This window comes from Paracoccus salipaludis (assembly GCF_002287065.1).
Taxonomy (GTDB): Bacteria; Pseudomonadota; Alphaproteobacteria; order Rhodobacterales; family Rhodobacteraceae; genus Paracoccus; species Paracoccus salipaludis.
In genome coordinates, this window is record NZ_NSJZ01000011.1 from 72930 (window position 1) to 95675 (window position 22746).

Sequence of the window (22746 nt, forward strand, 5' to 3'; positions counted from 1 at the left end):
CGATGGCCCTGATCACGCTGAGACAGCTTCTGGACCACGCCGCCGAGCATGGCTACGGCGTCCCGGCCTTCAACATCAACAACATGGAACAGGGCCTCGCCATCCTGAAGGCGGCGGCGGAAACGGACGCGCCGGTGATCCTTCAGGCAAGCCGGGGCGCGCGCGCTTACGCGGGCGACATCATGCTCCGCCACATGGTGCAGGCGCTGGCCGAGATGAACCCCACGGTCCCGATCTGCCTGCACCAGGATCACGGCAACAACCTTGCCACCTGCATGAGCGCCATCCGCCACGGGTTCACCAGCGTGATGATGGACGGCTCGCTGAAGGAGGACATGAAGACCCCCGCCGACTACGACTACAACGTCGCGGTGACGGCGCGGGTGGCGGAAGCAGCGCACGCCGTCGGGGCCTCGGTCGAGGGCGAGTTGGGGGTTCTGGGCTCGCTGGAAACGGGCGAGGCCGCGGCCGAGGACGGGTCCGGCGCGGAGGGCAGGCTCGACCACAGCCAGCTTCTGACCGACCCCGACCAGGCGGTGGATTTCGTCCTGCGGACCCGCTGCGACGCGCTGGCCATCGCCTGCGGGACCAGCCACGGCGCCCACAAGTTCACCCGCCAGCCGGACGGCGAGATCCTGGCGATGCACGTGATCGAGGAGATCCACGCCCGCCTGCCCGGCACGCATCTGGTGATGCACGGCTCGTCCTCGGTCCCGCAACACCTGCAGGACCTGATCAACGAAAACGGCGGCGAGATGCCCCAGACCTGGGGGGTTCCGGTCGAGGAGATCGAGCGCGGCATCCGCCACGGAGTCCGCAAGGTCAACATCGACACCGACTGCCGCATGGCGATGACCGGCCAGTTCCGCCGCATCGCGCGGCTGAAGCCTGCCGAGTTCGACCCCCGCAGGTTCATGATCCCGGCGATGGAGGAACTGACGGCGCTCTGCCGCGACCGCTTCGAACGCTTCGGCACGGCCGGTCACGCCAGCCGGATCAGGGTCATCCCGATGGATGACATGGCGAAACGCTACGCCTCGGGGGCGCTGGACCCCGCACTCACCGCGGCCCGGGCCGCCGCCTGAAGGGAGGACTGACGATGAACGAGATGAGCAAGACCGAGATCACCGACAAGAAGAAGCGCTATGCCGCGGGCGTGCTGAAATACGCCCAGATGGGCTACTGGGACGGGGATTACACCCCCAAGGACACCGACCTGCTGGCGCTGTTCCGCATCACCCCGCAGGAGGGCGTGGACCCGATCGAGGCGGCGGCGGCGGTGGCGGGCGAAAGCTCGACCGCGACCTGGACGGTGGTCTGGACCGACCGGCTGACCGCCTGCGACCAGTACCGCGCCAAGGCCTACAGGGTCGAACCCGTGCCGGGGCAGGAAGGGCAGTATTTCTGCTATGTCGCCTATGACCTGATCCTGTTCGAGGAAGGGTCCATCGCCAACCTGACGGCCTCGATCATCGGCAACGTCTTTTCCTTCAAGCCGCTGAAGGCCGCGCGGTTGGAAGACATGCGCCTGCCCGTGGCCTACTGCAAGACCTTCAAGGGCCCGCCGACCGGCATCGTCGGCGAGCGGGAACGCCTGGACAAGTTCGGCCGCCCCCTGCTGGGCGCCACGACCAAGCCCAAGCTGGGGCTTTCGGGCAAGAACTACGGCCGCGTCGTCTACGAGGGGCTCAAGGGCGGGCTCGACTTCATGAAGGATGACGAGAACATCAACTCGCAGCCCTTCATGCACTGGCGCGACCGCTATCTCTACGTGATGGAGGCGGTGAACCTGGCCTCGGCCAGGACCGGCGAGGTCAAGGGCCATTACCTCAACATCACCGCCGGCACGATGGAGGAGATGTACCGCCGCGCCGAGTTCGCCAAGGAGCTTGGCTCGGTGATCGTGATGATCGACCTCATCATCGGCTACACGGCCATCCAGTCGATCAGCGAATGGTGCCGGCAGAACGACATGATCCTGCACCTGCACCGCGCGGGCCACGGCACCTACACGCGCCAGAAGAACCACGGCATCAGCTTCCGCGTGATCGCCAAGTGGATGCGGCTGGCGGGGGTGGACCACATCCACGCGGGCACCGCCGTCGGCAAGCTGGAAGGCGACCCGATGACCGTGCAGGGCTTCTACAACGTCTGCCGCGAGACGCATAACGCGGTCGACCTGCCGCGCGGGCTGTTCTTCGAGCAGGACTGGGCCGACATCAGGAAGGTCATGCCGGTCGCCTCGGGCGGCATCCACGCGGGCCAGATGCACCAGCTGATCGACCTCTTCGGCGACGATGTGGTGCTGCAGTTCGGCGGCGGCACCATCGGGCATCCGATGGGCATCCAGGCGGGCGCCACTGCCAACCGCGTCGCGCTGGAAGCGATGGTCAAGGCCCGCAACGAGGGCGTGGACATCCGCACCGAGGGCCCCGAGGTCCTGCGCCGCGCCGCCAGGTGGTGCAAGCCGCTGGAGGCTGCCTTGGATACCTGGGGCAACATTTCCTTCAACTACACCTCGACCGACACCTCGGACTTCGTGCCGACCGCCAGCGTTTCGTGAGGAGGATCAGATGCGCATCACCCAGGGCTGCTTCAGCTTCCTGCCCGACCTGACCGACGACGAGATCGGCGCCCAGGTCGAATACTGCCTCGGCCGTGGCTGGGCCATCGGGCTCGAATACACCGACGAGCCGCACCCCCGGAACACCTATTGGGAGATGTGGGGCAATCCCATGTTCGACCTGAGGGACGCCAAGGGCGTGATGATGGAACTGGACGACTGCCGCAAGGCGCATGGCGACAAGTACATCCGCATCAACGCCTTCGACAGCACCCGCGGATTCGAGACGGTGACCATGAGCTTCATCGTCAACCGCCCGGCCGTCGAGCCCGAGATCATCATGCGGCGGACCGAGGTGAACGGGCGCTCCATCCGCTACACCCACGAGGTCGCGCGCTGATCGCCACGCTCGGACCGGGGGGCTTTCTGCCCCCCGGACCCCCCGAGGATATTTCCACGAAGAAGAAGGGCTGAAGGATGGACGACGCGACACCGACTTCGATCGACCTGCGAGCGGAGTATGCAGAGTCCGGCGTCCGCGAGGTGCTGGACGAGTTGGACCGCGAACTGATCGGGCTTGCCCCCGTCAAGCAACGCATCCGCGAGACGGCGGCGCTGCTGCTGGTGGACCGGGCGCGGGCGCGGCTGGGGCTGAGCCGCGAGACCCCGACCCTGCACATGAGCTTCACCGGCAATCCCGGCACCGGCAAGACCACGGTGGCGCAGAAGATGGCCGGGCTGCTGCATCGCCTGGGCTATGTCCGCAAGGGCCACCTGGTCAGCGTCACCCGCGACGACCTTGTGGGGCAGTACATCGGCCACACCGCCCCCAAGACCAAGGAGGTGCTGAAGAAGGCCATGGGGGGCGTCCTGTTCATCGACGAGGCCTATTACCTCTACAAGCCCGACAACGAGCGCGACTACGGGCAGGAGGCCATCGAGATCCTGCTGCAGGTGATGGAGAACAACCGCGACGACCTGGTGGTCATCATGGCGGGCTACGCCGACCGGATGGACCGCTTCTTCTCGGCCAACCCCGGCTTCCGGTCGCGCATCGCCCATCACATCGACTTTCCCGACTATACCGACGGGGAACTGGGACGCATCGCCGGGTCGATGCTGGACGCGCAGGGCTACCGGCTGGACGACGAGGCGGGCGCCGCGATGGCCGAATACATCGCCCTGCGCCGCGAACAGCCGCATTTCGCCAATGCGCGGTCCATCCGCAACGCGCTGGACCGCGCGCGGCTGCGGCAGGCGAACCGGCTGTTTTCCCGGGATCGGCCCGTGACGGCGGCGGAACTCTGCACTATGACGCAGGCCGACATCCGCGCGAGCCGCGTCTTTTCCGGCGGGCTCGACCCCGACGGCAGCCGCAGGAAGGACGACCCGCATGAGCTTTGACCGCAAGATCAAGATCGCCCCCTCGATCCTGTCGGCCGACTTCGCCGATTTCGGCCGCGAGATCCGCGCGGTCGAGGACCAGGGCGCCGACTGGGTCCACGTGGACGTGATGGACGGGCATTTCGTCCCGAACATCACCTTCGGCCCCCCCGCCGTCGCGGCGTTCCGCAAGCACGTCAGCACCGTCATGGACGTGCATCTGATGATCGCCCCCGTGGACCCCTACATCGACGCCTTCGCCAAGGCGGGCGCCGACATCATCACCGCCCATGTCGAGGCGGGGCCCCATATCCACCGCACCCTGCAGGCGATCCGCGGCGCGGGTGCCCGCGCGGGGGTCGCGCTCAACCCCGGCACCCCGGCGGAAGCGGTCGAGCACCTGCTGGACCTGGCCGACCTCGTCTGCGTGATGACGGTCAACCCCGGCTTCGGCGGACAGAAGTTCATCGACATGACCGACAAGGTCCGCCGCCTGCGCGCGATGATCGGCGACCGCCCCGTGCATATCGAGATCGACGGCGGCGTCGATCCCACGACCGCCCCGCGGCTGGCCGAGGCAGGGGCAGACGTGCTGGTCGCGGGCTCGGCCGTGTTCCGGGGCGGCTCGGTGTCGAACTCCGCCCCTTACGGCGAGAACATCCGCGCCATCCGGGCGGCGGCCGAGGCGGCGCTGGCGTGACGCTGCGGGCGATCATCTTCGACGTGGACGGCACGCTGGCCGAAACCGAGGAACTGCATCGCCGCGCCTTCAACGAGACCTTCGCCGCCCGGGGGCTCGACTGGCACTGGGACCGGGACCGTTACCGCGAGTTGCTGCAGGTGACGGGCGGCAAGGAGCGCATGGCCCATGATCTGGCCCAGCGCGGGCTTGCGGCCGGGGACCACGACATCCCCGCCCTTCACCGCGCCAAGACCGACCGCTACACCGACCTGATGGCGCGCGGAGAGATCGCGCTGCGCCCGGGCATCGCCGACCTGATCCGCTCGGGCCGCGAGGCGGGGGTGCGGCTGGCGATCGCCACGACGACCAGCCGGCCCAATATCGACGCGCTGGTCCGCGCCACGCTGGGCCGCGAGGCGGGCGATCTGTTCGCTGCCATCGCGGCGGGCGACGAGGTGCAGGCGAAGAAGCCCGCGCCCGATGTCTACCTGCTGGCGCTGGACCGGCTGGGCATCCCCCCCGAGAAGGCCGTGGCGCTGGAGGATTCGGTCAACGGCCTGATGTCCGCGCGGGCGGCGGGCTTGCGCTGCGTGGTCAGCCCTGCGACCTATACGGCGGGCGACCCGTTCCCCGGCGACTGCGCGCTTGTCGGGGACTTCACCCATATCGCCTCGGTCGAGGCGCTGGAACGGCTGCTGGAGGCCAAGGCATGATCGTGATCTTCGACCTGGACGGCACGTTGATCGACAGCGCCCCCGACATCCACAAGACCGCGAACGAGGTGCTGGCCGAGGAAGGCCTGGGCCTGCTGGACATGGACACGGTCCGCGGCTTCGTCGGGCATGGCATGCCGCATCTGGTGCGGCAGCTGCTGGGGGCGCACGGGATCGAGGATGAGGCGCGGGCCGCGCGCATGATCTCGTCCTTCGGCGCCCGCTACGACGGCGCGGTGGGGCTGACCCGGTTCTACGCGGGCGCGGCCGAGGCGCTGGCGGCGCTGAAGGCGCAGGGCCATGTGCTCGGGCTGTGCACGAACAAGCCGGTGGCGCCCGCGCGGGCGGTGATGCGGCACATGGGCATCCTCGATTGCTTCACCGCCGTCATCGGCGGCGACAGCGGCCCCCGCCGCAAGCCGGACCCCGAGCCGCTGTGGATGGCCATCGCGGATTGCGGGGGCGGACCCGCGCTGTTCGTGGGCGACAGCGAGGTGGACGCGGCCACGGCGACCGCCGCGGGCGTGCCGCTGATCGTCCACACCGAGGGCTATCGCAAGACGCCGGCCGAGGATTTCCCCCATGTCGCGGCCTTCAGCGACTTCGCCGCGCTGCCGGGGATCGTCGCCGCGCAGGCGGAAGCCCTGGAAACGGCGGGCTGACGCCCCTGCCGGTCCGGTTCAGCCGGTTTCCAGCGGCTTCAGCGCCCGGTCCAGGGTGCTGACCTCGCGCACCGCACCCATGCGGCTGCGGACGGCGCGCGAGGCCGCGTCCGCCCCCGCCGTGATCGCCCCCGTGACCACCAGCAGGACAAGCGCGCGGTCCAGCCGCAGCTCGGCCACGGCGCTGTCGATGAAGAAGCCCAGCGTGGCGATGCCCAGAAGGCCCATGACGGCGGTTTCGCGCAGGATGATCTCCCACCGGTAAAGGCAAAGGGCGACAAAGCGGCCGAACAGGCGCGGCGCGAGTTCCCAGGCCCAGAGGGTGACGCCTTGCGGGGCATCCCGGCGCAGGGGAATGGCCTCGGCCTCGCGGCCCAGCAGATGGCCGATGATGGCGCCGTTGTGCAGCGCCAGCGCCAGGATCGCGGGCAGCATCGAGGGGCCGAAGACCTGCAGGAACAGGTAGGCCAGCATGTATTCGGGGAAGGACCGCAGCACGACCAGCCCCAGGTGGCCGAGCAGACGCGCCCGGCCCGCGACGCGGCCGACGACCAGCCCGAAGCCTGCGAAGGCGATGGCCCCCGTCAGCACCAGCGCGATCTGCCCCACGACGATTGTCGCCCAGGCTCCGGGCAGTCCCTGGGTCCAGAGGATGTCGCCCAGCCAGGGCAGCAGGCCGTCCGGCCCCTCGCCCCGGCGCAGGGGGGCGGGGACGATGTCCACGGTGAGAAACCGCCACAGCGCGCCCGAGCCCATCGGCGGGTGGTCCAGCATCGCCAGCCAGGCCGCCGCACCGGCCAGCCACAGGACGGCCGCCCGCAGCCGCAGCCACAGCGGGATCGTGGCGATCAGCAGCACATACAGGATCATGATGGCGCTGGCCGCGCCATAATCCCCCTGCCGGAAGAAGGTATCCAGCTGGAAGCCCAGCGTCGGCAGCCCGATGAAGCCCAGCACCGCCGAGGACCGAAGTCCGCATTCCACGCGATACAGCACATAGGACCGCATCGCCGGCCAGATCAGCGGCAGCCGCGCCCAGAGAAAACGGGACAGGAGGTCGGTGCCGGGCGGCAGCACCTGCGCGGGCCGGGGGTCGGCCTCCTCGATCTGCTCGGCGAAGACCTTGGCGAAGATGCCCGCATAGGGCAGCGCGATGGCCAGCACCCCCGCAGCCGGGCTGATGCCGAGCACCTGCATCAGCAACAGTGCCCAGAACAGCTCGTGCACCGAGCGCAGCGCGACCGACAGCCCCCGGACAAGGGCCGATGCCCAGAAGGGCGCCAGCGCCAGCCCGGCAAGCGCGCCGACCGCCACGCCGCAGAGCGCGAAGGCCACGGTCGAGACCAGCGCCGTGCCGATCTCCTCGATGGCACCGAAGTCGGGGGCAAGAAAGCCCCGCGCCATCCGCATCAGCGCCGCCCAGGGGTCGTGCCCGGCCCAGCCGAGGTCGGCAAAGGGGACCAGCGCCAGCCCGAGCGCCGCGAAGATCAGGGCGACGGCGGGGCGGGACAGGCGCTCAGGCATAAAGCGCCTCGATGGCGGCGGGGCTGACGGCCCCGGGCGGCGCGTCCAGGACGATCCGGCCTGCGCGGATGCCCACAAGGCGCGTGGCGAAGCTGCGGGCCAGTTCCACGTCATGCAGCGCCAGCACGCTTGCGGGGAAATGCGCGCGCATCATCTCCAGCAGCGCGACCGCCTGCGTCTCGTCCACGGCCGAAACGGGCTCGTCCGCGATCAGCACCTCGCCGCCGCGGTAAAGCGCGCGGGCCAGCGCCGTGCGCTGGCGCTGGCCGCCCGACAGCGCCTCGACCGGCCGGTCGGCCTGCGCGGAAAGGCCCAAGGGGTCCAGCAGCGCCCGAACCTCGGCCCGGTCACGGGCGGGGGGGTGCAACAGCGTCCACAGGTTCCGCAGCGCGCCGTGGTCGTCCAGCCGGCCCATCAGCGCGTTCTTCGTCACCGACAGTTGCGGGACCAGCGCGTGGTCCTGGGGGGCCAGCGCCACCCGCAGCCCCGCCCCGGTCAGCCGGTCGTAAAGGGCGTTCAGCAGGGTTGTCTTGCCCGCGCCCGACCGGCCCAGCAGCACCAGCCGCTCGCCCCGGTCCAGCGTCAGGGTGACGCCCCGCAGGACGGCCGCGCCGCCATAGCCGAGCGTCTCGCCCTGAAAGGCGGCCAGAGTCATGCGCGTGTCATTCCAGCAGGCCGAGATCCCGCGCGACGGTCTCGATCGGGTCGAACTGGGCATTCTCAGCGGGGATGAAGCCCTCGCGCGGGAAGGAGGCCAGCAGTTCGGGGTCGCCCATGCCGACCAGCGCGTTCTGCACCTTCTTCGTGAAGCCCTCGCCGAAGCGCGCGTCCACGTCGCCCCGGATCACCCAGTTGTAGTCGGGATAGGGCGGGGTCTTCCAGATGACCCTGGCCGTCTCGACCTCGGGCGCGCCATCGGCGACGGCCTTGTCATAAACGGCATAGTTCAGCACGCCCAGGTCATAGGCGCCCGAGGCGACCAGCCGCAGCGTCTGGCTGTGATCGCCCGAAAAGCCCACGGTCGAGAAGAACTCCTCGGGCGCGCCGCCCGTTTCCTTCCGGATGTAGTAGTCCGGCATCAGCCGCCCCGAGGTCGAGGTCTTGGCGCCGAAGGTGAAGCTTTTTCCCCTGGCCCCCTGCGGGAAGGCGTCCGAGGGCTCAAGGCCGGTCGCCGTGTTGGCGATCAGGTAGCTGATGAAGGTCGGGTCCTCGGTCCCCTGCGCGATCGACTGCGCGCCGGGGTTGGCCAGCCTCGCCTGCACCGAGGTCAGGCCCCCGAACCAGGCCAGCTGCACCTGGTCGTTGGTGAAGGCGGTGACGGCGGCGGGGTAGGACTTCACCGGGACGAACTCGACCTCGACGCCCAGCCGGTCGGACAGGTAGTCCGCGACCTTGGAAAAGCGCGCGCTCAGCGCGGTCGCGTCCTCGTCGGGGATGGCCGAGAAATACAGCGTCTCGGCCTGGGCGGCCGAGGCAAGGAACAGGCAGGCGGCGGCGAGAAGCCGGGCAGGCAGGCGCATGGATCACCTAGATCAGGAACGTGGGGCCTTCCGGGGACGATATGGTCCGGAACCCTCGGGTCCCCGGCCCGGCCGCGGATCGCGGCACGTCGCAGCGCGCACGGCGCATCGGATCGTCTGGACCCATCTTGCTGAAATCCCGGCAAGTTGCAAGGGAACGGCTCCCTCAGGGCACGGGCGTCCACATCACGTCATCGATACGGGGCGCCCCGGTCGCCAGCATCACCAGCCGGTCGAAGCCCAGCGCGATCCCCGACGCGGGCGGCATATGGGCCAGCGCGGCCAGGAAATCCTCGTCCAGCGGATAGGCCTCGCCATAGACGCGGGCCTTTTCGGCCATCTCGGCGGCAAAGCGGCGGCGCTGCTCGGCGGGGTCGGTCAGTTCCCCGAAGCCGTTCGCCAGCTCCACCCCGCAGGCATAAAGCTCGAAGCGCTCGGCCACGCGGGGGTCATCCGGGGCGCGCCGGGCCAGCGCGGCCTCGGGCGCCGGATAGCGGTCGAGGATCGTGGCGCGGCCGTGGCCCAGATGCGGCTCGACCAGGGTCACGAGCACGCGGCTGAGGATGTCGGACCAGCCGTCGTCCTGCGCCACCCGCAGCCCGGCCGCCTGCGCCTGGCGCGCCAGCCCGTCACGGTCGGTCGCGCCATCCGCGCCGACCGTCGCCAGCAGGTCGATGTCGGCGTGGCGCCGGAAGGCCTCGGCCACCGACAGCCGCTCGGGCGCGGCGAAGGGATCGCAGCGATGGCCGCGGAAGCGCAGTTCCGTCGCCCCCGCGCCAACGGCCGCCAGCCGCAGAAGGGCGGCGCAGTCCTCCATCAGCACCTCGTAGCCCTCGCCGACCCGGTACCATTCCAGCATGGTGAACTCGGGGCTGTGCAGGGGTCCGCGCTCGCGGTTGCGCCAGACATGGGCAAAGGCGGCGATGCGGGTCTCGCCTGCCGCCAGCAGCTTCTTCATGGCGAATTCGGGCGAGGTGTGCAGATACATCCGCCGCGCCACGCCTTCATTGCCGATGGCGTCGGTGGCGAAGCCGTGCAGATGCGCCTCGTTGCCGGGGCTGATCGCCAGCGCCGCCGGGTCCGCCTCGGTGAATCCCTCGGCGTCCAGCCAGCGGCGGATGGCGCGCTGGATGCGGTTGCGGGCCAGCAGCAAGGGGCGGCGGTCGGCGTGACGATGGGCGTCCCACCAGGGCGTTTCAGTCATGGCTGGCGAATTCCACAGGCTTGCGCTAAGGAGCGCGCCGATAATCCACGCATCCCAAGATCGCAAGAAAGACGCCCGTGAAAGTCATCGCATCCAGCCTGCGCAAAGGCAACGTGGTCGAACTGGACGGCAAGCTCTATGTCGTCCTGACCGCCCAGAACTTCCATCCCGGCAAGGGCACGCCCGTGACCCAGGTGGACATGCGCCGCATCGCCGACGGCGTGAAGGTTTCCGAACGCTGGCGCACGACCGAGCAGGTCGAGCGCGCCCATGTGGACGAGCGCGCCTACGACTTCCTGTATGAAGACGGCGAAGGCTTCCACTTCATGGAGCCGGAAAGCTACGAGCAGGTCGTGGCCCCCGCGGACATGGTCGGCGACCAGAAGGCCTATCTGCAGGAAGGCATGCGGCTGTTCCTGCAGGTCTACAACGGCGTGCCGATCGCCATGACGCTGCCCCAGCGGATCACCGTCGAGATCACCGAAACCGAGCCGGTGGTGAAGGGCCAGACGGCCTCGTCCTCCTACAAGCCCGCCACGGTGGACAACGGCCTGCGCGTCATGGTGCCCCCGCATATCGGCGTCGGCACGCGCATCGTGATCAACACCGAGGACAATTCCTACGTGGAACGCGCCAAGGACTGACGCGCCCGGACCGGCGCCGCCGTTCCGGGTGGCGCCGCCGCAGGGGTATTTCCATCAGGAAGAAGATACCCGGCCAAGCAGCCCCGGATCGTGCAACCCGCACGCCGGGGCTTCTTCCTGACCCAAATACCCGCATCGCGGCCGTGACGCGGGCGGGCCTTCTCAGGTGACGGCGACGCCCTCGCCTTCCTCGACCCGGCCCACGACCGAGGCCAAGGGATAGCCCGCCTCGCGCAGCCGCCGCACCCAGCCCTCGGCCGCCTCGGGCGCGACCGCGACCAGCAGCCCGCCCGAGGTCTGCGGGTCCGTCAGCAGGGCGCGCTGCCAGTCGGGGCAGTTTTCCGGCAGCGTGACCTCGGCGCCATAGGCGGCCCAGTTGCGGGTCGAGGCGCCGGTGACGAACCCGGCCTGCGCCAGTTCGGCGGCGCGGGTCAGCAGCGGCAGCGCGGCGCGGTCGATGACCACCCTTGCGCCCGAGCCGCGCGCGACCTCGAGCCCGTGGCCCAGGATGCCGAAGCCGGTCACGTCGGTGAGGGCATGGACCGCCCCGTCCTCGGCCAGGTCCGCCCCCGCACGGTTCAGCAGGGTGGTCGAGGTGACCATCTCGTCGATGCCCGCCTGGTCCAGCGCGCCCTTCTTGATCGCGGCGGAATAGATGCCGACGCCCAGGCCCTTTGTCAGGATCAGAGCGTCGCCCACCCGCGCATCGGCGTTCCGGCGCAGCTTCGAAGGATCCACCAGCCCGATGACTGCAAGACCGTAGATCGGCTCGGGCGAGTCGATGGAATGGCCGCCCGCGACCGGGATGCCCGCCTCGGCGCAGATGGAGCGGCCGCCTTCGAGGATCTCGCGGATGGTTTCCACCGGCAGCTTGTCGATGGGCATCCCCAGGATCGCCAGCGCCATGATCGGCCGCCCGCCCATGGCATAGATGTCGGAAATGGCGTTGGTCGCGGCGATGCGGCCAAAGGCGCGGGGGTCGTCCACCATGGGCATGAAGAAGTCCGTGGTCGCGATCACGGCCGTCTTCTCGTCGATCTGCCAGACGGCGGCATCGTCGGCCGTCTCGGTGCCCACCAGAAGCTGCGGGAACACCTGAGCCACCGGCTGGCCGGCCAGAAGGTCGCGCAGCACGGCGGGGGCCAGCTTGCAGCCGCAGCCGCCGCCATGGGACAGTTGGGACAGGCGAAGGGGAACATCGGTCATGGGCCAGGCTCCTGGGACGGGATGACCCTGCCCTAGCACGCCCGGCGGCCGAGTTCACGTCCCCGGGCCGCAGGGAACAAGGCAGGAACCATCCGGGCAACAGCCTTGTGATCACAAGGGTGAAAACCCCTATTCCGATTGACTCCGGACGGCAAGATATCCCAAACTCGGCGGACCTATCTGATCGACAGGCAACAGGAGGATCGAATGAACATCGACCTCTCACGTCGCGGCTTCCTGAAGCTTGCGGGTGCGGGAGTCGCGGCGACGTCGCTGGGGGCCATGGGCTTCGGCAAGGCTGAGGCAGCGGAACTCGCGCATGTGCGCGACTTCAAGCTGGCCCAGACCACCGAGACCCGCAACACCTGCCCCTATTGCTCGGTCGCCTGCGGCATCATCATCTATGCACGCCCCGATGACACCGGCGCGCGCCGGGTCGTCCATATCGAGGGCGACGCCGACCATCCGACCAACCGCGGCACGCTCTGCCCCAAGGGCGCGGCGCTGAAGGACTTCGTCAACGCCGAAACGCGCCTGACCGAGCCCATGGTCCGCCGTCCCGGGTCCGACCGGTTCGAGCCGATCTCGTGGGACGAGGCGCTGGACAGGATCGCCCGCGCGATCAAGGACGACCGCGACGCGAACTTCCTGGCCACCAACGAGCTTGGCGTGCCGGTGAACCGCTGGACGACCACGGGCTTCCTGGCGGCGTCGGCAACCACCAACGAAACGGCCTGGCTGACCTACAAGGTCGTCCGGTCGATGGGTATTGTAGGTTTCGACAACCAGGCGCGCGTCTGACACGGCCCCACGGTGTCCAGTTTGGGCCCGACCTTTGGCCGTGGAGCGATGACGAACTCCTGGACCGACATCAAGAATACCGACCTCGTGATCGTCATGGGCGGCAACGCCGCCGAAGCGCACCCGTGCGGCTTCAAGTGGGTGACCGAGGCCAAGCACCATCGCGGCGCCAAGCTGATCGTCGTGGACCCCCGGTTCACGCGCACGGCCTCCGTGTCCGATTACTATGCGCCGATCCGTCCCGGCACCGACATCGCGTTCCTCATGGGCCTCATCCGCTACATGATCGAGAACGACAGGGTGCAGTGGGAATACGTGAAGGCCTTCACCAACGCCTCGTTCCTCGTGAAGGAGGAGTTCGGCTGGTCCGACGGGCTGTTCACCGGCTATGACGAGGAAAAGCGCGACTACGACAAGTCGAGCTGGGACTATCAGATCGGCCCCGACGGCTATATGCTGACGGACCCGACGCTGCAGCACCCGCGCTGCGTCTGGAACCTGCTCAAGGCGCATGTGGACGTCTATACCCCCGAGATGGTCGAGCGGATCACCGGCACGCCGCAGGACCGCTTCCTGAAGATCGCCGAGATGATCGGGGAATGCTCTTCGCCCACGAAGACCATGACCTCGATGTATGCGCTCGGCTGGACGCAGCATTCCAAGGGCGCCCAGAACATCCGCGGCATGGCCATGCTGCAGCTGATCCTGGGCAACATCGGCGTGCCCGGGGGCGGGATGAACGCGCTGCGCGGCCATTCCAACATCCAGGGCCTGACCGACCTGGGGCTGATGTCGAACCTGATCCCGGGATACCTGAACATCCCGACGGAAAAGGAACCCGACTGGGCCACCTACATGAAGTCGCGCGCCTTCAAGCCGCTGCTTCCGGGTCAGACCAGCTACTGGCAGAACTATCCCAAGTTCATGGTTTCATTTATGAAATCCATGTGGGGTGAGGCCGCCCAGAAGGACAACGACTGGGCCTATCACTACCTGCCCAAGCTGGACGTGCCGGCCTATGACATGCTGCGCATGTTCGAGCTGATGGACCAGGGGAGGGTCAACCTCTACTTCTGCCAGGGGTTCAACCCGCTGCTGGCGCTGGCCAACCGCAACAAGAACACCTCGGCGCTGTCCAAGCTGAAGATGCTGGTCGTCATGGACCCGCTGGAAACCGAGACCGCCCGCTTCTGGGAAAACCACGGCGCCTACAACGACGTGGACACGGCCTCGATCCAGACCGAGGTGATCCAGCTTCCGACCTCGTGCTTCGCCGAGGACGAAGGGGCGCTGGTGAACTCGGGCCGCTGGCTGCAGTGGCACTGGAAGGCGTCGGACATGCCCGGCCAGGCGAAGTACGACACCTGGATCATGGCGCAGATCTTCCTGCGGGTGCGCGAGCTTTACCGCAAGGAAGGCGGGGCCTTCCCGGACCCGATCCTGAACCTGACCTGGGACTATGCCGACGAGCACGAGCCCTCGCCGGACGAACTGGCGCGGGAAATGAACGGGCGCGCGCTGGCGGACGTCTACGACCTTGCCGACAAGACCAAGCTGCTGACCGCGGCCGGCAGGCAGGTGAAGTCCTTCGCGGAACTGCGCGACGACGGCACCACGGCCTCGGGCTGCTGGATCTATTCCGGCAGCTACAACGAGGACGGCAACAACATGGCGCGGCGGGACAATTCCGACCCCAGCGGCATGGGCGTCTATTCCAACTGGACCTGGAGCTGGCCGCTGAACCGCCGCACGCTCTACAACCGGGCCTCGGCAGACCTTCAGGGCCAGCCGTGGGATCCGTCGCGTCCGATCATCGCCTGGAACGGCGAGCGGTGGGAAGGGAACGACATTCCCGACATCTCGCCGACCGCCAAGCCCGGCGAGGTCATGCCGTTCATCATGAACCAGGAAGGCGTCTCGCGCCTGTTCTCGCGGGGCATGATGCGCGACGGGCCCTTCCCGACGCATATGGAGCCCTTCGAGAGCCCCGTGCAGAACGTCTTCAACGACCGGATGCGCGGCAACCCGGTGGCGCGCGTCTTCGCCTCCGACGTCGAGAAGATGGGCACCTCGGACGAGTTCCCGTTCGTGGCGACCAGCTACCGCCTGACCGAGCACTTCCATTACTGGACCAAGCACAACAAGGTGAATGCCACGCTGCAGCCCGAGTTCTTCGTCGAGATCAGCGAGCAGCTGGCCGCCGAGAAGGGCATCGAGCGCGGCGGCCGCGTCCGTGTCTGGTCCAAGCGGGGCGAGGTCTGGGCCAAGGCGCTGGTCACCAAGCGGATCAAGCCGATGATCTGCGACGGCAAGACCGTTCATGTGGTCGGCATCCCGCTGCACTGGGGCTTTGTGGGCGCGGCGAAGAAGGGCTGGGGGCCGAACAGCCTGACGCCCTTCGTCGGTGACGCCAACATCGAGACGCCGGAGTTCAAGGCGTTCCTTGTCAACATCGAACCTGCCGTCGGGGAGGCCGTGTCGTGACAATCGCACCCAACATGGACAGCCCCCGCACGGCGACGGCGAACCCGCCGACGCATCCGGTGCCCCCGAACCTGGGCCAGGCGCATGTCGTCCGGTCCTCGGCCGGGGGGCCGGTCGCGGAAAACCCGCAGCCGCTGACCGAGGTCGCCAAGCTGATCGACGTCAGCAAGTGCATCGGCTGCAAGGCCTGCCAGTCGGCCTGCATCGAGTGGAACGACACCCAGCCGGAAGTCGGGGTCAACGTGGGGGTTTACGAAAACCCCCACGACCTGACGCCCGAGATGTTCACGCTGATGCGGTTCACCGAATACGACAACCCGGACACGGGCGACTTCGAGTGGCTGATCCGCAAGGACGGCTGCATGCATTGCGCGGAACCGGGCTGCCTCAAGGCCTGCCCGGCCCCCGGCGCCATCGTGCAGTATTCCAACGGCATCGTGGATTTCATCCACGAGAACTGCATCGGCTGCGGCTACTGCGTTTCGGGATGCCCCTTCAACATCCCGCGCATCAGCCAGAAGACGCATGTGGCCCAGAAATGCACCCTCTGCTCGGACCGGGTGGCGGTGGGACAGGGTCCGGCCTGCGCCAAGGCCTGCCCGACGCACGCGATCACCTTCGGCACCAAGGAGGACATGACCGCCCTGGCCGCCGAGCGGGTCGAGGACCTGAAGTCGCGCGGCTACGACAACGCGGGGCTTTACGACCCGGCGGGCGTGGGCGGCACGCATGTGATGTATGTGCTGCATCACAACGACAAGCCGCAGATCTACGACGGGCTGCCCGAGGATCCCAAGATCTCGGACGTGGTGCGGAACTGGAAGGGTCCGGCCAAGCCCGTGGGCATCGCCGCCGTCGGCCTTGCGGCCATCGGCGCGGCTGCCATGGCGCTGTTCCACCGCGGCAACAGCGTCAGCCAGGAGGACGAGGCCGAGGCCCGCGAACTGGTCCAGGAAGAACTGCGTGGCGCCCCCGTCGAGCGGCCCCATGACAAGGGGAGTGCCTGATGGTCGAACGCAAGTTCTCTGAACCCACGGACGAGATCGTCCAGCTGGAGCCGGTCGAGGTGAGGCGGTACATCGCCTTCACCCGCTGGAACCACTGGTTCACCGCGATCTGCTTCATCGTCCTGATGCTGTCGGGCTTCGCCTTCTTCCACCCGTCGCTTTACGGGCTGACCGCCCTGTTCGGCGGCGGGCAGACGACGCGCTGGCTGCATCCCTTCGTGGGCATCGCGCTGACGGTCAGCTTCCTGGGGATGTTCTTCCAGCTCGTGCACCTGAACATCATCCGGCGCGAGGACCTGGTCTGGACCGCCAACATCAAGGACGTGATCACCGGCCACGAGGAGCGCCTGCCGGAACTCGGCAAGTACAACTTCGGCCAGAAGACCGTCTTCTGGGGGATGTTCTGGCTGATCCTCGCCCTGCTGATCACCGGCATCATGATGTGGTACCAGTATTTCCCGCATCTGGTGTCCATCGAGACGCGGCGGATCGCGATCTTCGTGCATTCCGTCTCGGCGGTGCTGATCGTGCTGGTCTTCATCCTGCACATCTTCGCGGCCCTCTGGACCCGCGGCACGCTGCGGGCGATGACGCGGGGCACGGTAACGGGCGGCTGGTCGTGGCGGCACCACCGGAAATGGCTGCGGGAACTGGCTAGACGCCAGCGCACCAAACCGGCAGAGTAAGCCTTCGCAGTGGCCGGTCCGGCCCGAGGAGGCACCATGTCCGACACCATCGAGGCCCGGCCCGACATGATCGGCGGCGTTCCGACGCCGCCGCTTGCCGTTCTGCCCAAGCCCGAACGGCTGTTCGCCCAGCGCGCCGACCGCTTCGAGCGCCTGGCCGAGGGATCCAACCTTTCCCCTTATCTTCTTTTCCTCGCGGCGCTGTGCCGGGTGCAGGCGCGGCTGTGCGCCGATCTGCCCGCGCCCGAGGCACCGGCCGGGGACCGCCTCGCGCTGGCGCGGGCCTCGCGGATGCCGCCGCTGGACCGGCGCGCGCTGGTGGATGACGCGGGGCTTGCCGCCACGCTGGACGCCCTGCTGGAACGCGCGCGCGAGATCGGGATGCCCGCCGAGGCACGGCTGGCGCTGGACGCGCTGCGGGCCGCCACGCCCGAGGACCGGCGCTGGCTTCTGTCCAACGTCATGGATGACCTCATCCCCGCCGACAGCGCCGCGCCGCACCTGTTCGTGGCCGCCGCCGTCCAGGCCCATATGGCGGGGCTGGCCGCGACCTTGGATGCGGACCAGTTGGTCCCGATCCGCACGGGCGTCTGTCCCGTCTGCGGCGGCAAGCCCGCCGCGTCGGTCGTCACCGGCGTCATGGGGGCCGAGGGCGCCCGCTATGCCGCCTGCGCCTGCTGCCAGACCCTGTGGAACGAGGTGCGGGTGAAATGCCTGTCCTGCGGCTCGACCAAGGGTATCGCCTTCCAGGCCGTGAACGACGGCTCGGGCGATGCACAGGTCAAGGCCGAGACCTGCGATGAATGCGAGTCCTGGGTCAAGCAGATGGCCCAGAACAGGAACCCCGCGCTTGAAGCTGTCGCCGATGACGTCGCGAGCCTGGGGCTCGATGCGCTGATGCAGGGCGGCAAGTGGCGCCGGGCCGGGTTCAACCCCTTCCTGATCGGCTACTGATGCAGGGGCTGCGGGCCCTGCCCTCGGTCGATCGCCTGCTGTCCGGCGTCGAAGGCCAGGCGCTGGTCGCGCGCCATGGCCGCGCGGCTGTCACCGACGCCCTGCGCGCAGCGCTGGAGAACGCGCGCGAGGCCGTCCGCAGGGGCGGCGCGGCACCTGACGGCGCCGCGATTGCGTCCCGCGCGGCCGAGGCGCTGGAAGCGGGCGCGCAAAGCGCCCTGCCCCCGGTGCTGAACCTGACCGGCACGGTGCTGCACACGAACCTGGGCCGCGCGGTCCTGGCCGAGGTGGCCGTCGAGGCCGCAAGCGCGGCCATGCGCCACCCCGCGGCGCTGGAATTCGACCTTTCCACGGGGCGGCGGGGCGAGCGGGACGCGCTGGTCGCTCCGCTGATCTGCGAACTGACCGGGGCCGAGGCAGCCACCGTCGTCAACAACAACGCCGCCGCCGTCCTGCTGGTGCTGAACGCGCTGGCCGAGGGGCGCGAGGCCATCGTTTCGCGCGGCGAGCTTGTGGAAATCGGCGGCGCCTTCCGCATTCCCGACATCATGGCCCGCGCGGGCGTCCGGCTGGTCGAGGTCGGCACCACCAACCGCACCCATCCCCGCGACTACGGGAACGCGGTCACGCCGCAGACGGCGCTGATGATGAAGGTCCATCCCTCGAACTACCGCATCGAGGGCTTCACGGCGGCGGTGCCCGCCGCCGAGGTCGCGGCCATGGCGCGCGAGGCGGGCGTACCGATGCTGAACGACCTCGGCTCGGGCACGCTGGTAGACATGACGCGCTGGGGCCTTCCGGCCGAGCCCACGGTGCGGCAGGCCGTGGCCGAGGGCGCGGACATCGTGACCTTTTCCGGCGACAAGCTGCTGGGGGGGCCGCAGGCGGGCTTCATCGTGGGACGGCCTGACCTGATCGCCCGGATCAACCGCAACCCGCTCAAGCGCGCGCTGCGGCTGGACAAGATCCGCCTTGCCGCCATCGAGGCGACCCTGCGCCTTTACCGCGACCCCGACCGTCTGGCAGAGCGGCTGCCCACGCTGCGGATGCTGACCCGCCGGCGCGAGGAGATCGCCGCGCAGGCCCTTCGGCTGCTCGCCCCGGTGGCGGCGATGCTGCCGGACTACCGGGTAAAGGTGGTGGACTGTTCCAGCCAGATCGGCTCGGGCGCGCTGCCGGTGGAAACCCTGCCCTCGGCGGCGCTGGCCTTCACAGGCCAAGGCGGCGAGGCGCCCGAGAAGCTGGCGGCCCGGCTGCGCGCCCTGCCGCTGCCGGTGATCGGCCGCATCCGCGACGGCGCGCTGCTGCTGGACCTGCGCTGCCTGCCGGATGACGGCACGCTGCTGGGGGCGCTGGCGGCGCGATGATCGTCGGGACGGCGGGGCATATCGATCACGGCAAGACCGCGCTGGTCCGCGCGCTGACCGGCGTGGATGCCGACCGGCTGGCCGAGGAAAAGGTGCGCGGCATCACCATCGAGCTGGGCTTCGCCTATGCCGACCTGGGCACCGGCGCCATCACCGGCTTCGTGGACGTGCCGGGGCACGAGCGCTTCGTTCACACGATGCTTGCGGGCGCGGGGGGCATCGACCTTGCGCTGCTGGTGGTTGCCACCGACGACGGGGTAATGCCGCAAACGCGCGAGCATCTGGCGATCCTCGACCTTCTGGGCGTCCACCGCGGCATCGTCGCACTGAGCAAGGCGGATCTGGCCGACCCGGCACGCCGCGCGGAGGTCGCCGCCGAGATCGCGGCGCTGCTGGACGGGACCGGGCTGGAAGGCGCGCCGGTGATCCCCGTCTCGACCGTCACCGGCGAGGGCATCGACGCCCTGCGCGCCGCGCTGGCCGAAGCCGAGGCCCAGACCACGGCACGGGCCGAGGACGCGCGCTTCCGCCTTGGCGTGGACCGCAGCTTCACGCTCAGGGGCGCGGGCACGGTCATCACCGGCACGGTGCTGTCGGGTCGGGTGGCGGTGGGCGACACGGTCAGCGTCTCGCCCCGGGGCCTGACGGCGCGGGTCAGGGCGATCCATGCGCAGAACCAGCCGGTGCAGATGGGCGTCGCAGGCCAGCGCTGCGCGCTGAACCTTGCGGGCGAGGGGATCGGGCGCGAGGCGGTCCGGCGCGGCGACGTGGTGCTTGACCCGGCGTTGCACGCCCCCACCGACCGCATCGACGTCAGCCTGCGGGTGCTGGGCTCCGAGCCGCGCCCGGTCGGCACCTGGTTCCCCGCCCGCCTGCACAGCGGTGCGGCCGAGGTCGGCGCGCGGATCGTGCCGCTGGAAGGTCCGCTGGCGCCGGGATCCGAGGGACTGGCGCAGCTTGTTCTGGACCAGCCCATCGCGGCGGCGGTGGGCGACCGCTATATCCTGCGCGATGTTTCGGCCCGGCGCACGGTCGGCGGGGGCGCCTTCCTGGACCTGCGCGCCCCAACCCGCCGCCGCCGCACGCCCGAGCGGCTGGCCCAGCTTCAGGCGGCGGCTAGGCCCGACCCGGCCGAGGCCCTGCAGGCGATGCTTGCCGCCCCGCCCCATGTCGTCGATCTGACCGCCTTCCTGCGCGACCGGGCGCTCGGCGAGAACGAGGCGCGGCGCGTGACCGATGGCGTCACGGTGCTGGAAGCGGGCGCATCCCGCGTGGCGATCTCGCCCCTGACCCATCGCGGGCTGGTGGCGGGGATGCTGGACAGGCTCGCCCGCTTTCACGAGGAATCCCCCGAGATGCAGGGGCTGGGCCGCGAAAGGCTGCGGCTTGCCCTGACCCCGCGCCTGCCCAAGGATGCCTTTGCCGCCTTCCTGTCCGAACGGATCGCGGCGGGCGACATCGTGGCCGAAGGCGCCTTCCTGCGCCTTCCGGGCCATGCCGTGCGTTTGTCCGAGGAGGACGAGGCGCTTTACGCCCGCATCGTCCCCGAACTGTCGGGCGAGGCGCGGTTCCGTCCGCCGCGCGTGCGCGACATGGCGACCTCCTGGGACATCCCCGAGGCCGACGTGCGCCGCGTTCTGCGGATGGCCGCCCGGCAGGGACGCGTGGACCAGATCCGCCACGACCATTTCTTCCTGCGCGCGACCACGGCCGAGATGGTCCGCATCATCGCCGAGGTGCAGTCCGGTGCACCCGACGGCTGGGTCACCGCCCCCGCCTTTCGTGACCGGGTCCAGAACGGCCGCAAGGTGGCCATCGAGATCCTCGACTTCTATGATCGGCAGGGAGTCACCTTGCGCCGGGGCGATCTGCGGCGCATCAATTCCCATCGCGCCGATCTTTTCGGCTGAGGAGGAGAATCGTCCCCGGTGGGGCGGCCGGACTTCAAATCCGGTTGGGGCAGCGCGCCTGTCCCGGGTGGGTTCGACTCCCATTCTCCTCCGCCAATGCGAAAGGCCCCGCCGGACTAGCTGATACGTTCCTTGTCCCAAGGCATCCCTGCGACGCGGTGGACAGGGGCGCGGGCCGGGTCATGGGCCGCGTCGTCAAGCATGCTTTTGTTTCTCGATCCTGTCGGCGGTCCAGATTGAGACGACAACGGACACAGCCATGAGGATGGCAACGCTTCGCAGATGAACGGGCATGCCCAGGGCGGTTGATCGGTCCTGCGGCAGAAGAAAGATCGATCCCTACAGGGCAAGGATTAGGTTGGCTTTTACGGCCGCCGCGGCGGCGGCCGCCCTGATGGCTTCTCGACGTCCAAGGCGGGCAAGGGTCAACCGCAGCGTCAGGTGCCATGCCACAGCGGACGGAAGACAGGCGAGAACCATGTTCATTGTAACAATGGCCACCCCCAGCATCGGCACAAGGATGATGCCGGCCCCGGCGCCGCTGAGGGCCGTAGTCGCTGACTCCCCGGTGGCCAGGGCGTAGCTTCCGGAAACAAGCGCCACCAGCACGACGACTGCGCCGACGCTGTGCATCGGCGCAAGCCAGACGAATTCATCAAAGGTTGGATCCGTCCGGAACCGGCCGAAACCCATCACGCCTTTGCCGCCCGACCGACCATTTGCTCCGCCCTGCACAGAACGCGTCAAACCTCCGGCAGAGCCTTTCGCGCCGAATAGCAGGTGGCTCAGCCCCTCAGGTCCAGGCCGCGGGCGGTTGGCGGCTGCCAGGTCTTGGATTCGGGAACTGCGCCGGCCGTGTTAGTGCCGATCTGCGACCCGCCCGTGCCCCCTGTCCAGCCAGTCGAACCCGAGTTGCCTGGCGCCGTGCCGTCCGCCGTTGCGCGGTCAGGTGCCGTGGCAGGAGTCGCCACGCCGTCCTCGGCCTGCTCGGACCCTGCCGTGGACTGGTCCGAGGGCGGCTGGATGTTGGCGGCCGCCTGCGAGCCGGCCGGAACCGCACCCTGCGCCGTTTGGATCGGCGGGGTATCGCTGTGCGCCAGCGCCTGCGCCGGCGTGGTGTTGACCGGCGCCGGGGTTGCCAGCGCCTGCGCGGTGGTCTGCGGCATCGCGGCCTGGGCGGGCTCGACCGGCACCCCGTTCACGATGGGGGCGGGCTGGGGCGAGGCCGTGGCCGTGTTGGCGGCCTGCGCCTGGGCAGCCTCGGGCGCGGGCGGAGGCGTGTAGTCCGGCGCAACGGCACGGGCGGCGATAGGCGCCGGAATCTGGGGGTCGTTGGTCGGAACCGGTGTGAAGGCAGGCGGCTCGGCCGCCGCGGTGGCGGTCGCGCCCGGCGCGGCGGGCACCGGCGGAGCCGGTGTCGCGGCAGGGGCGGCAGG

The 22746-nt window shown here is 69.2% G+C and carries 22 protein-coding genes and 1 tRNA gene; 16 read left to right on the forward strand and 7 right to left on the reverse strand.

Features of this window, described 5'->3' with window-relative positions:
- Positions 1 to 2: 2 nt before the first annotated feature.
- From fba to gph, 7 genes are all read left to right on the forward strand, one after another.
- Positions 3 to 1085: a class II fructose-bisphosphate aldolase gene (gene fba, locus CK240_RS12495; protein ID WP_095640672.1), complete on the forward strand. Its 1083-nt coding sequence runs from the start codon at positions 3 to 5 to the stop codon at positions 1083 to 1085.
- 23 nt (positions 1086 to 1108) lie between these two features.
- Positions 1109 to 2563 (forward strand): form I ribulose bisphosphate carboxylase large subunit, encoded by a 1455-nt coding sequence (locus CK240_RS12500; RefSeq protein ID WP_420818628.1) that lies wholly within the window; start codon positions 1109 to 1111, stop codon positions 2561 to 2563.
- A 10-nt stretch (positions 2564 to 2573) separates the two neighbouring features.
- Complete coding sequence (locus tag CK240_RS12505) at positions 2574 to 2963, forward strand: ribulose bisphosphate carboxylase small subunit (RefSeq protein WP_095640674.1); 390 nt, start codon at positions 2574 to 2576, stop codon at positions 2961 to 2963.
- Between the two features lie 77 nt (positions 2964 to 3040).
- Entirely contained in the window at positions 3041 to 3967 is a 927-nt protein-coding gene (cbbX, locus tag CK240_RS12510) for a CbbX protein (protein ID WP_095640675.1), read from the forward strand.
- Positions 3957 to 4646: a ribulose-phosphate 3-epimerase gene (gene rpe / locus CK240_RS12515; protein WP_095640676.1), complete on the forward strand. Its 690-nt coding sequence runs from the start codon at positions 3957 to 3959 to the stop codon at positions 4644 to 4646. Before cbbX ends, rpe begins: the two co-directional genes overlap by 11 nt.
- Positions 4643 to 5341 (forward strand): HAD family hydrolase, encoded by a 699-nt coding sequence (locus CK240_RS12520; protein WP_095640677.1) that lies wholly within the window; start codon positions 4643 to 4645, stop codon positions 5339 to 5341. The genes rpe and CK240_RS12520 overlap by 4 nt, the downstream gene beginning before the upstream one ends.
- Positions 5338 to 6003, forward strand: a complete 666-nt coding sequence (gene gph, locus CK240_RS12525) for a phosphoglycolate phosphatase (protein ID WP_095640678.1) — start codon at positions 5338 to 5340, stop codon at positions 6001 to 6003. Before CK240_RS12520 ends, gph begins: the two co-directional genes overlap by 4 nt.
- Positions 6004 to 6021: 18 nt before the next feature.
- Here the strand turns inward: gph and CK240_RS12530 are convergent, their stop codons facing one another.
- The 4 genes from CK240_RS12530 to epmA all read right to left on the reverse strand — a co-directional run bounded on the left by CK240_RS12530 (position 6022) and on the right by epmA (position 10251).
- Positions 6022 to 7527 (reverse strand): PhnE/PtxC family ABC transporter permease, encoded by a 1506-nt coding sequence (locus tag CK240_RS12530; RefSeq protein WP_095640679.1) that lies wholly within the window; start codon positions 7525 to 7527, stop codon positions 6022 to 6024.
- A complete protein-coding gene (locus tag CK240_RS12535) occupies positions 7520 to 8182 on the reverse strand; it encodes an ATP-binding cassette domain-containing protein (RefSeq protein WP_095640680.1) in 663 nt (220 codons plus the stop codon). Before CK240_RS12535 ends, CK240_RS12530 begins: the two co-directional genes overlap by 8 nt.
- Before the next feature lie 7 nt (positions 8183 to 8189).
- Complete coding sequence (locus CK240_RS12540; protein WP_095640681.1) at positions 8190 to 9047, reverse strand: putative selenate ABC transporter substrate-binding protein; 858 nt, start codon at positions 9045 to 9047, stop codon at positions 8190 to 8192.
- 166 nt (positions 9048 to 9213) lie between these two features.
- Positions 9214 to 10251, reverse strand: coding sequence for an EF-P lysine aminoacylase EpmA (gene epmA / locus CK240_RS12545; protein WP_095640682.1), 1038 nt, complete (start codon positions 10249 to 10251; stop codon positions 9214 to 9216).
- 77 nt (positions 10252 to 10328) lie between these two features.
- Here epmA and efp point away from each other — a divergent pair, with 77 nt between their 5' ends.
- A complete protein-coding gene (gene efp, locus CK240_RS12550; protein WP_090757324.1) occupies positions 10329 to 10895 on the forward strand; it encodes an elongation factor P in 567 nt (188 codons plus the stop codon).
- Positions 10896 to 11057: 162 nt separating this feature from the next.
- On the opposite strand, the gene selD is transcribed toward efp, so the two are convergent.
- A complete protein-coding gene (gene selD / locus CK240_RS12555) occupies positions 11058 to 12101 on the reverse strand; it encodes a selenide, water dikinase SelD (RefSeq protein ID WP_095640683.1) in 1044 nt (347 codons plus the stop codon).
- Positions 12102 to 12308: 207 nt separating this feature from the next.
- Between selD and CK240_RS19685 the strand changes: the two genes are divergently transcribed.
- The 8 genes from CK240_RS19685 (at position 12309) to CK240_RS12595 (ending at position 21406) form a co-directional block, all read left to right on the forward strand.
- Positions 12309 to 12902: a molybdopterin-dependent oxidoreductase gene (locus tag CK240_RS19685; RefSeq protein ID WP_095640684.1), complete on the forward strand. Its 594-nt coding sequence runs from the start codon at positions 12309 to 12311 to the stop codon at positions 12900 to 12902.
- 12 nt (positions 12903 to 12914) lie between these two features.
- Positions 12915 to 15386 carry a formate dehydrogenase-N subunit alpha gene (gene fdnG, locus CK240_RS12565; RefSeq protein WP_205957829.1) on the forward strand — a complete coding sequence of 824 codons (2472 nt, stop codon included), beginning with the start codon at positions 12915 to 12917 and terminating at the stop codon, positions 15384 to 15386.
- Complete coding sequence (gene fdxH, locus CK240_RS12570) at positions 15383 to 16393, forward strand: formate dehydrogenase subunit beta (RefSeq protein ID WP_240517405.1); 1011 nt, start codon at positions 15383 to 15385, stop codon at positions 16391 to 16393. Before fdnG ends, fdxH begins: the two co-directional genes overlap by 4 nt.
- Positions 16393 to 17079: a formate dehydrogenase subunit gamma gene (locus tag CK240_RS12575; protein WP_095640687.1), complete on the forward strand. Its 687-nt coding sequence runs from the start codon at positions 16393 to 16395 to the stop codon at positions 17077 to 17079. The genes fdxH and CK240_RS12575 overlap by 1 nt, the downstream gene beginning before the upstream one ends.
- Before the next feature lie 36 nt (positions 17080 to 17115).
- Positions 17116 to 18033, forward strand: coding sequence for a formate dehydrogenase accessory protein FdhE (gene fdhE / locus CK240_RS12580; RefSeq protein ID WP_095640688.1), 918 nt, complete (start codon positions 17116 to 17118; stop codon positions 18031 to 18033).
- Positions 18033 to 19400: an L-seryl-tRNA(Sec) selenium transferase gene (selA, locus tag CK240_RS12585; RefSeq protein ID WP_095640689.1), complete on the forward strand. Its 1368-nt coding sequence runs from the start codon at positions 18033 to 18035 to the stop codon at positions 19398 to 19400. Before fdhE ends, selA begins: the two co-directional genes overlap by 1 nt.
- Entirely contained in the window at positions 19397 to 21310 is a 1914-nt protein-coding gene (selB, locus tag CK240_RS12590; RefSeq protein ID WP_095640690.1) for a selenocysteine-specific translation elongation factor, read from the forward strand. Before selA ends, selB begins: the two co-directional genes overlap by 4 nt.
- A tRNA-Sec gene (locus tag CK240_RS12595) sits at positions 21311 to 21406 on the forward strand.
- A 243-nt stretch (positions 21407 to 21649) separates the two neighbouring features.
- On the opposite strand, the gene CK240_RS12600 is transcribed toward CK240_RS12595, so the two are convergent.
- On the reverse strand, positions 21650 to 22057 hold the full coding sequence (locus CK240_RS12600) for a hypothetical protein (protein ID WP_135058840.1): 408 nt from the start codon (positions 22055 to 22057) through the stop codon (positions 21650 to 21652).
- A 38-nt stretch (positions 22058 to 22095) separates the two neighbouring features.
- Positions 22096 to 22746, reverse strand: a 651-nt coding sequence (locus CK240_RS19235) for a hypothetical protein (protein WP_240517406.1), incomplete at its 5' end; no start/stop codon positions are given.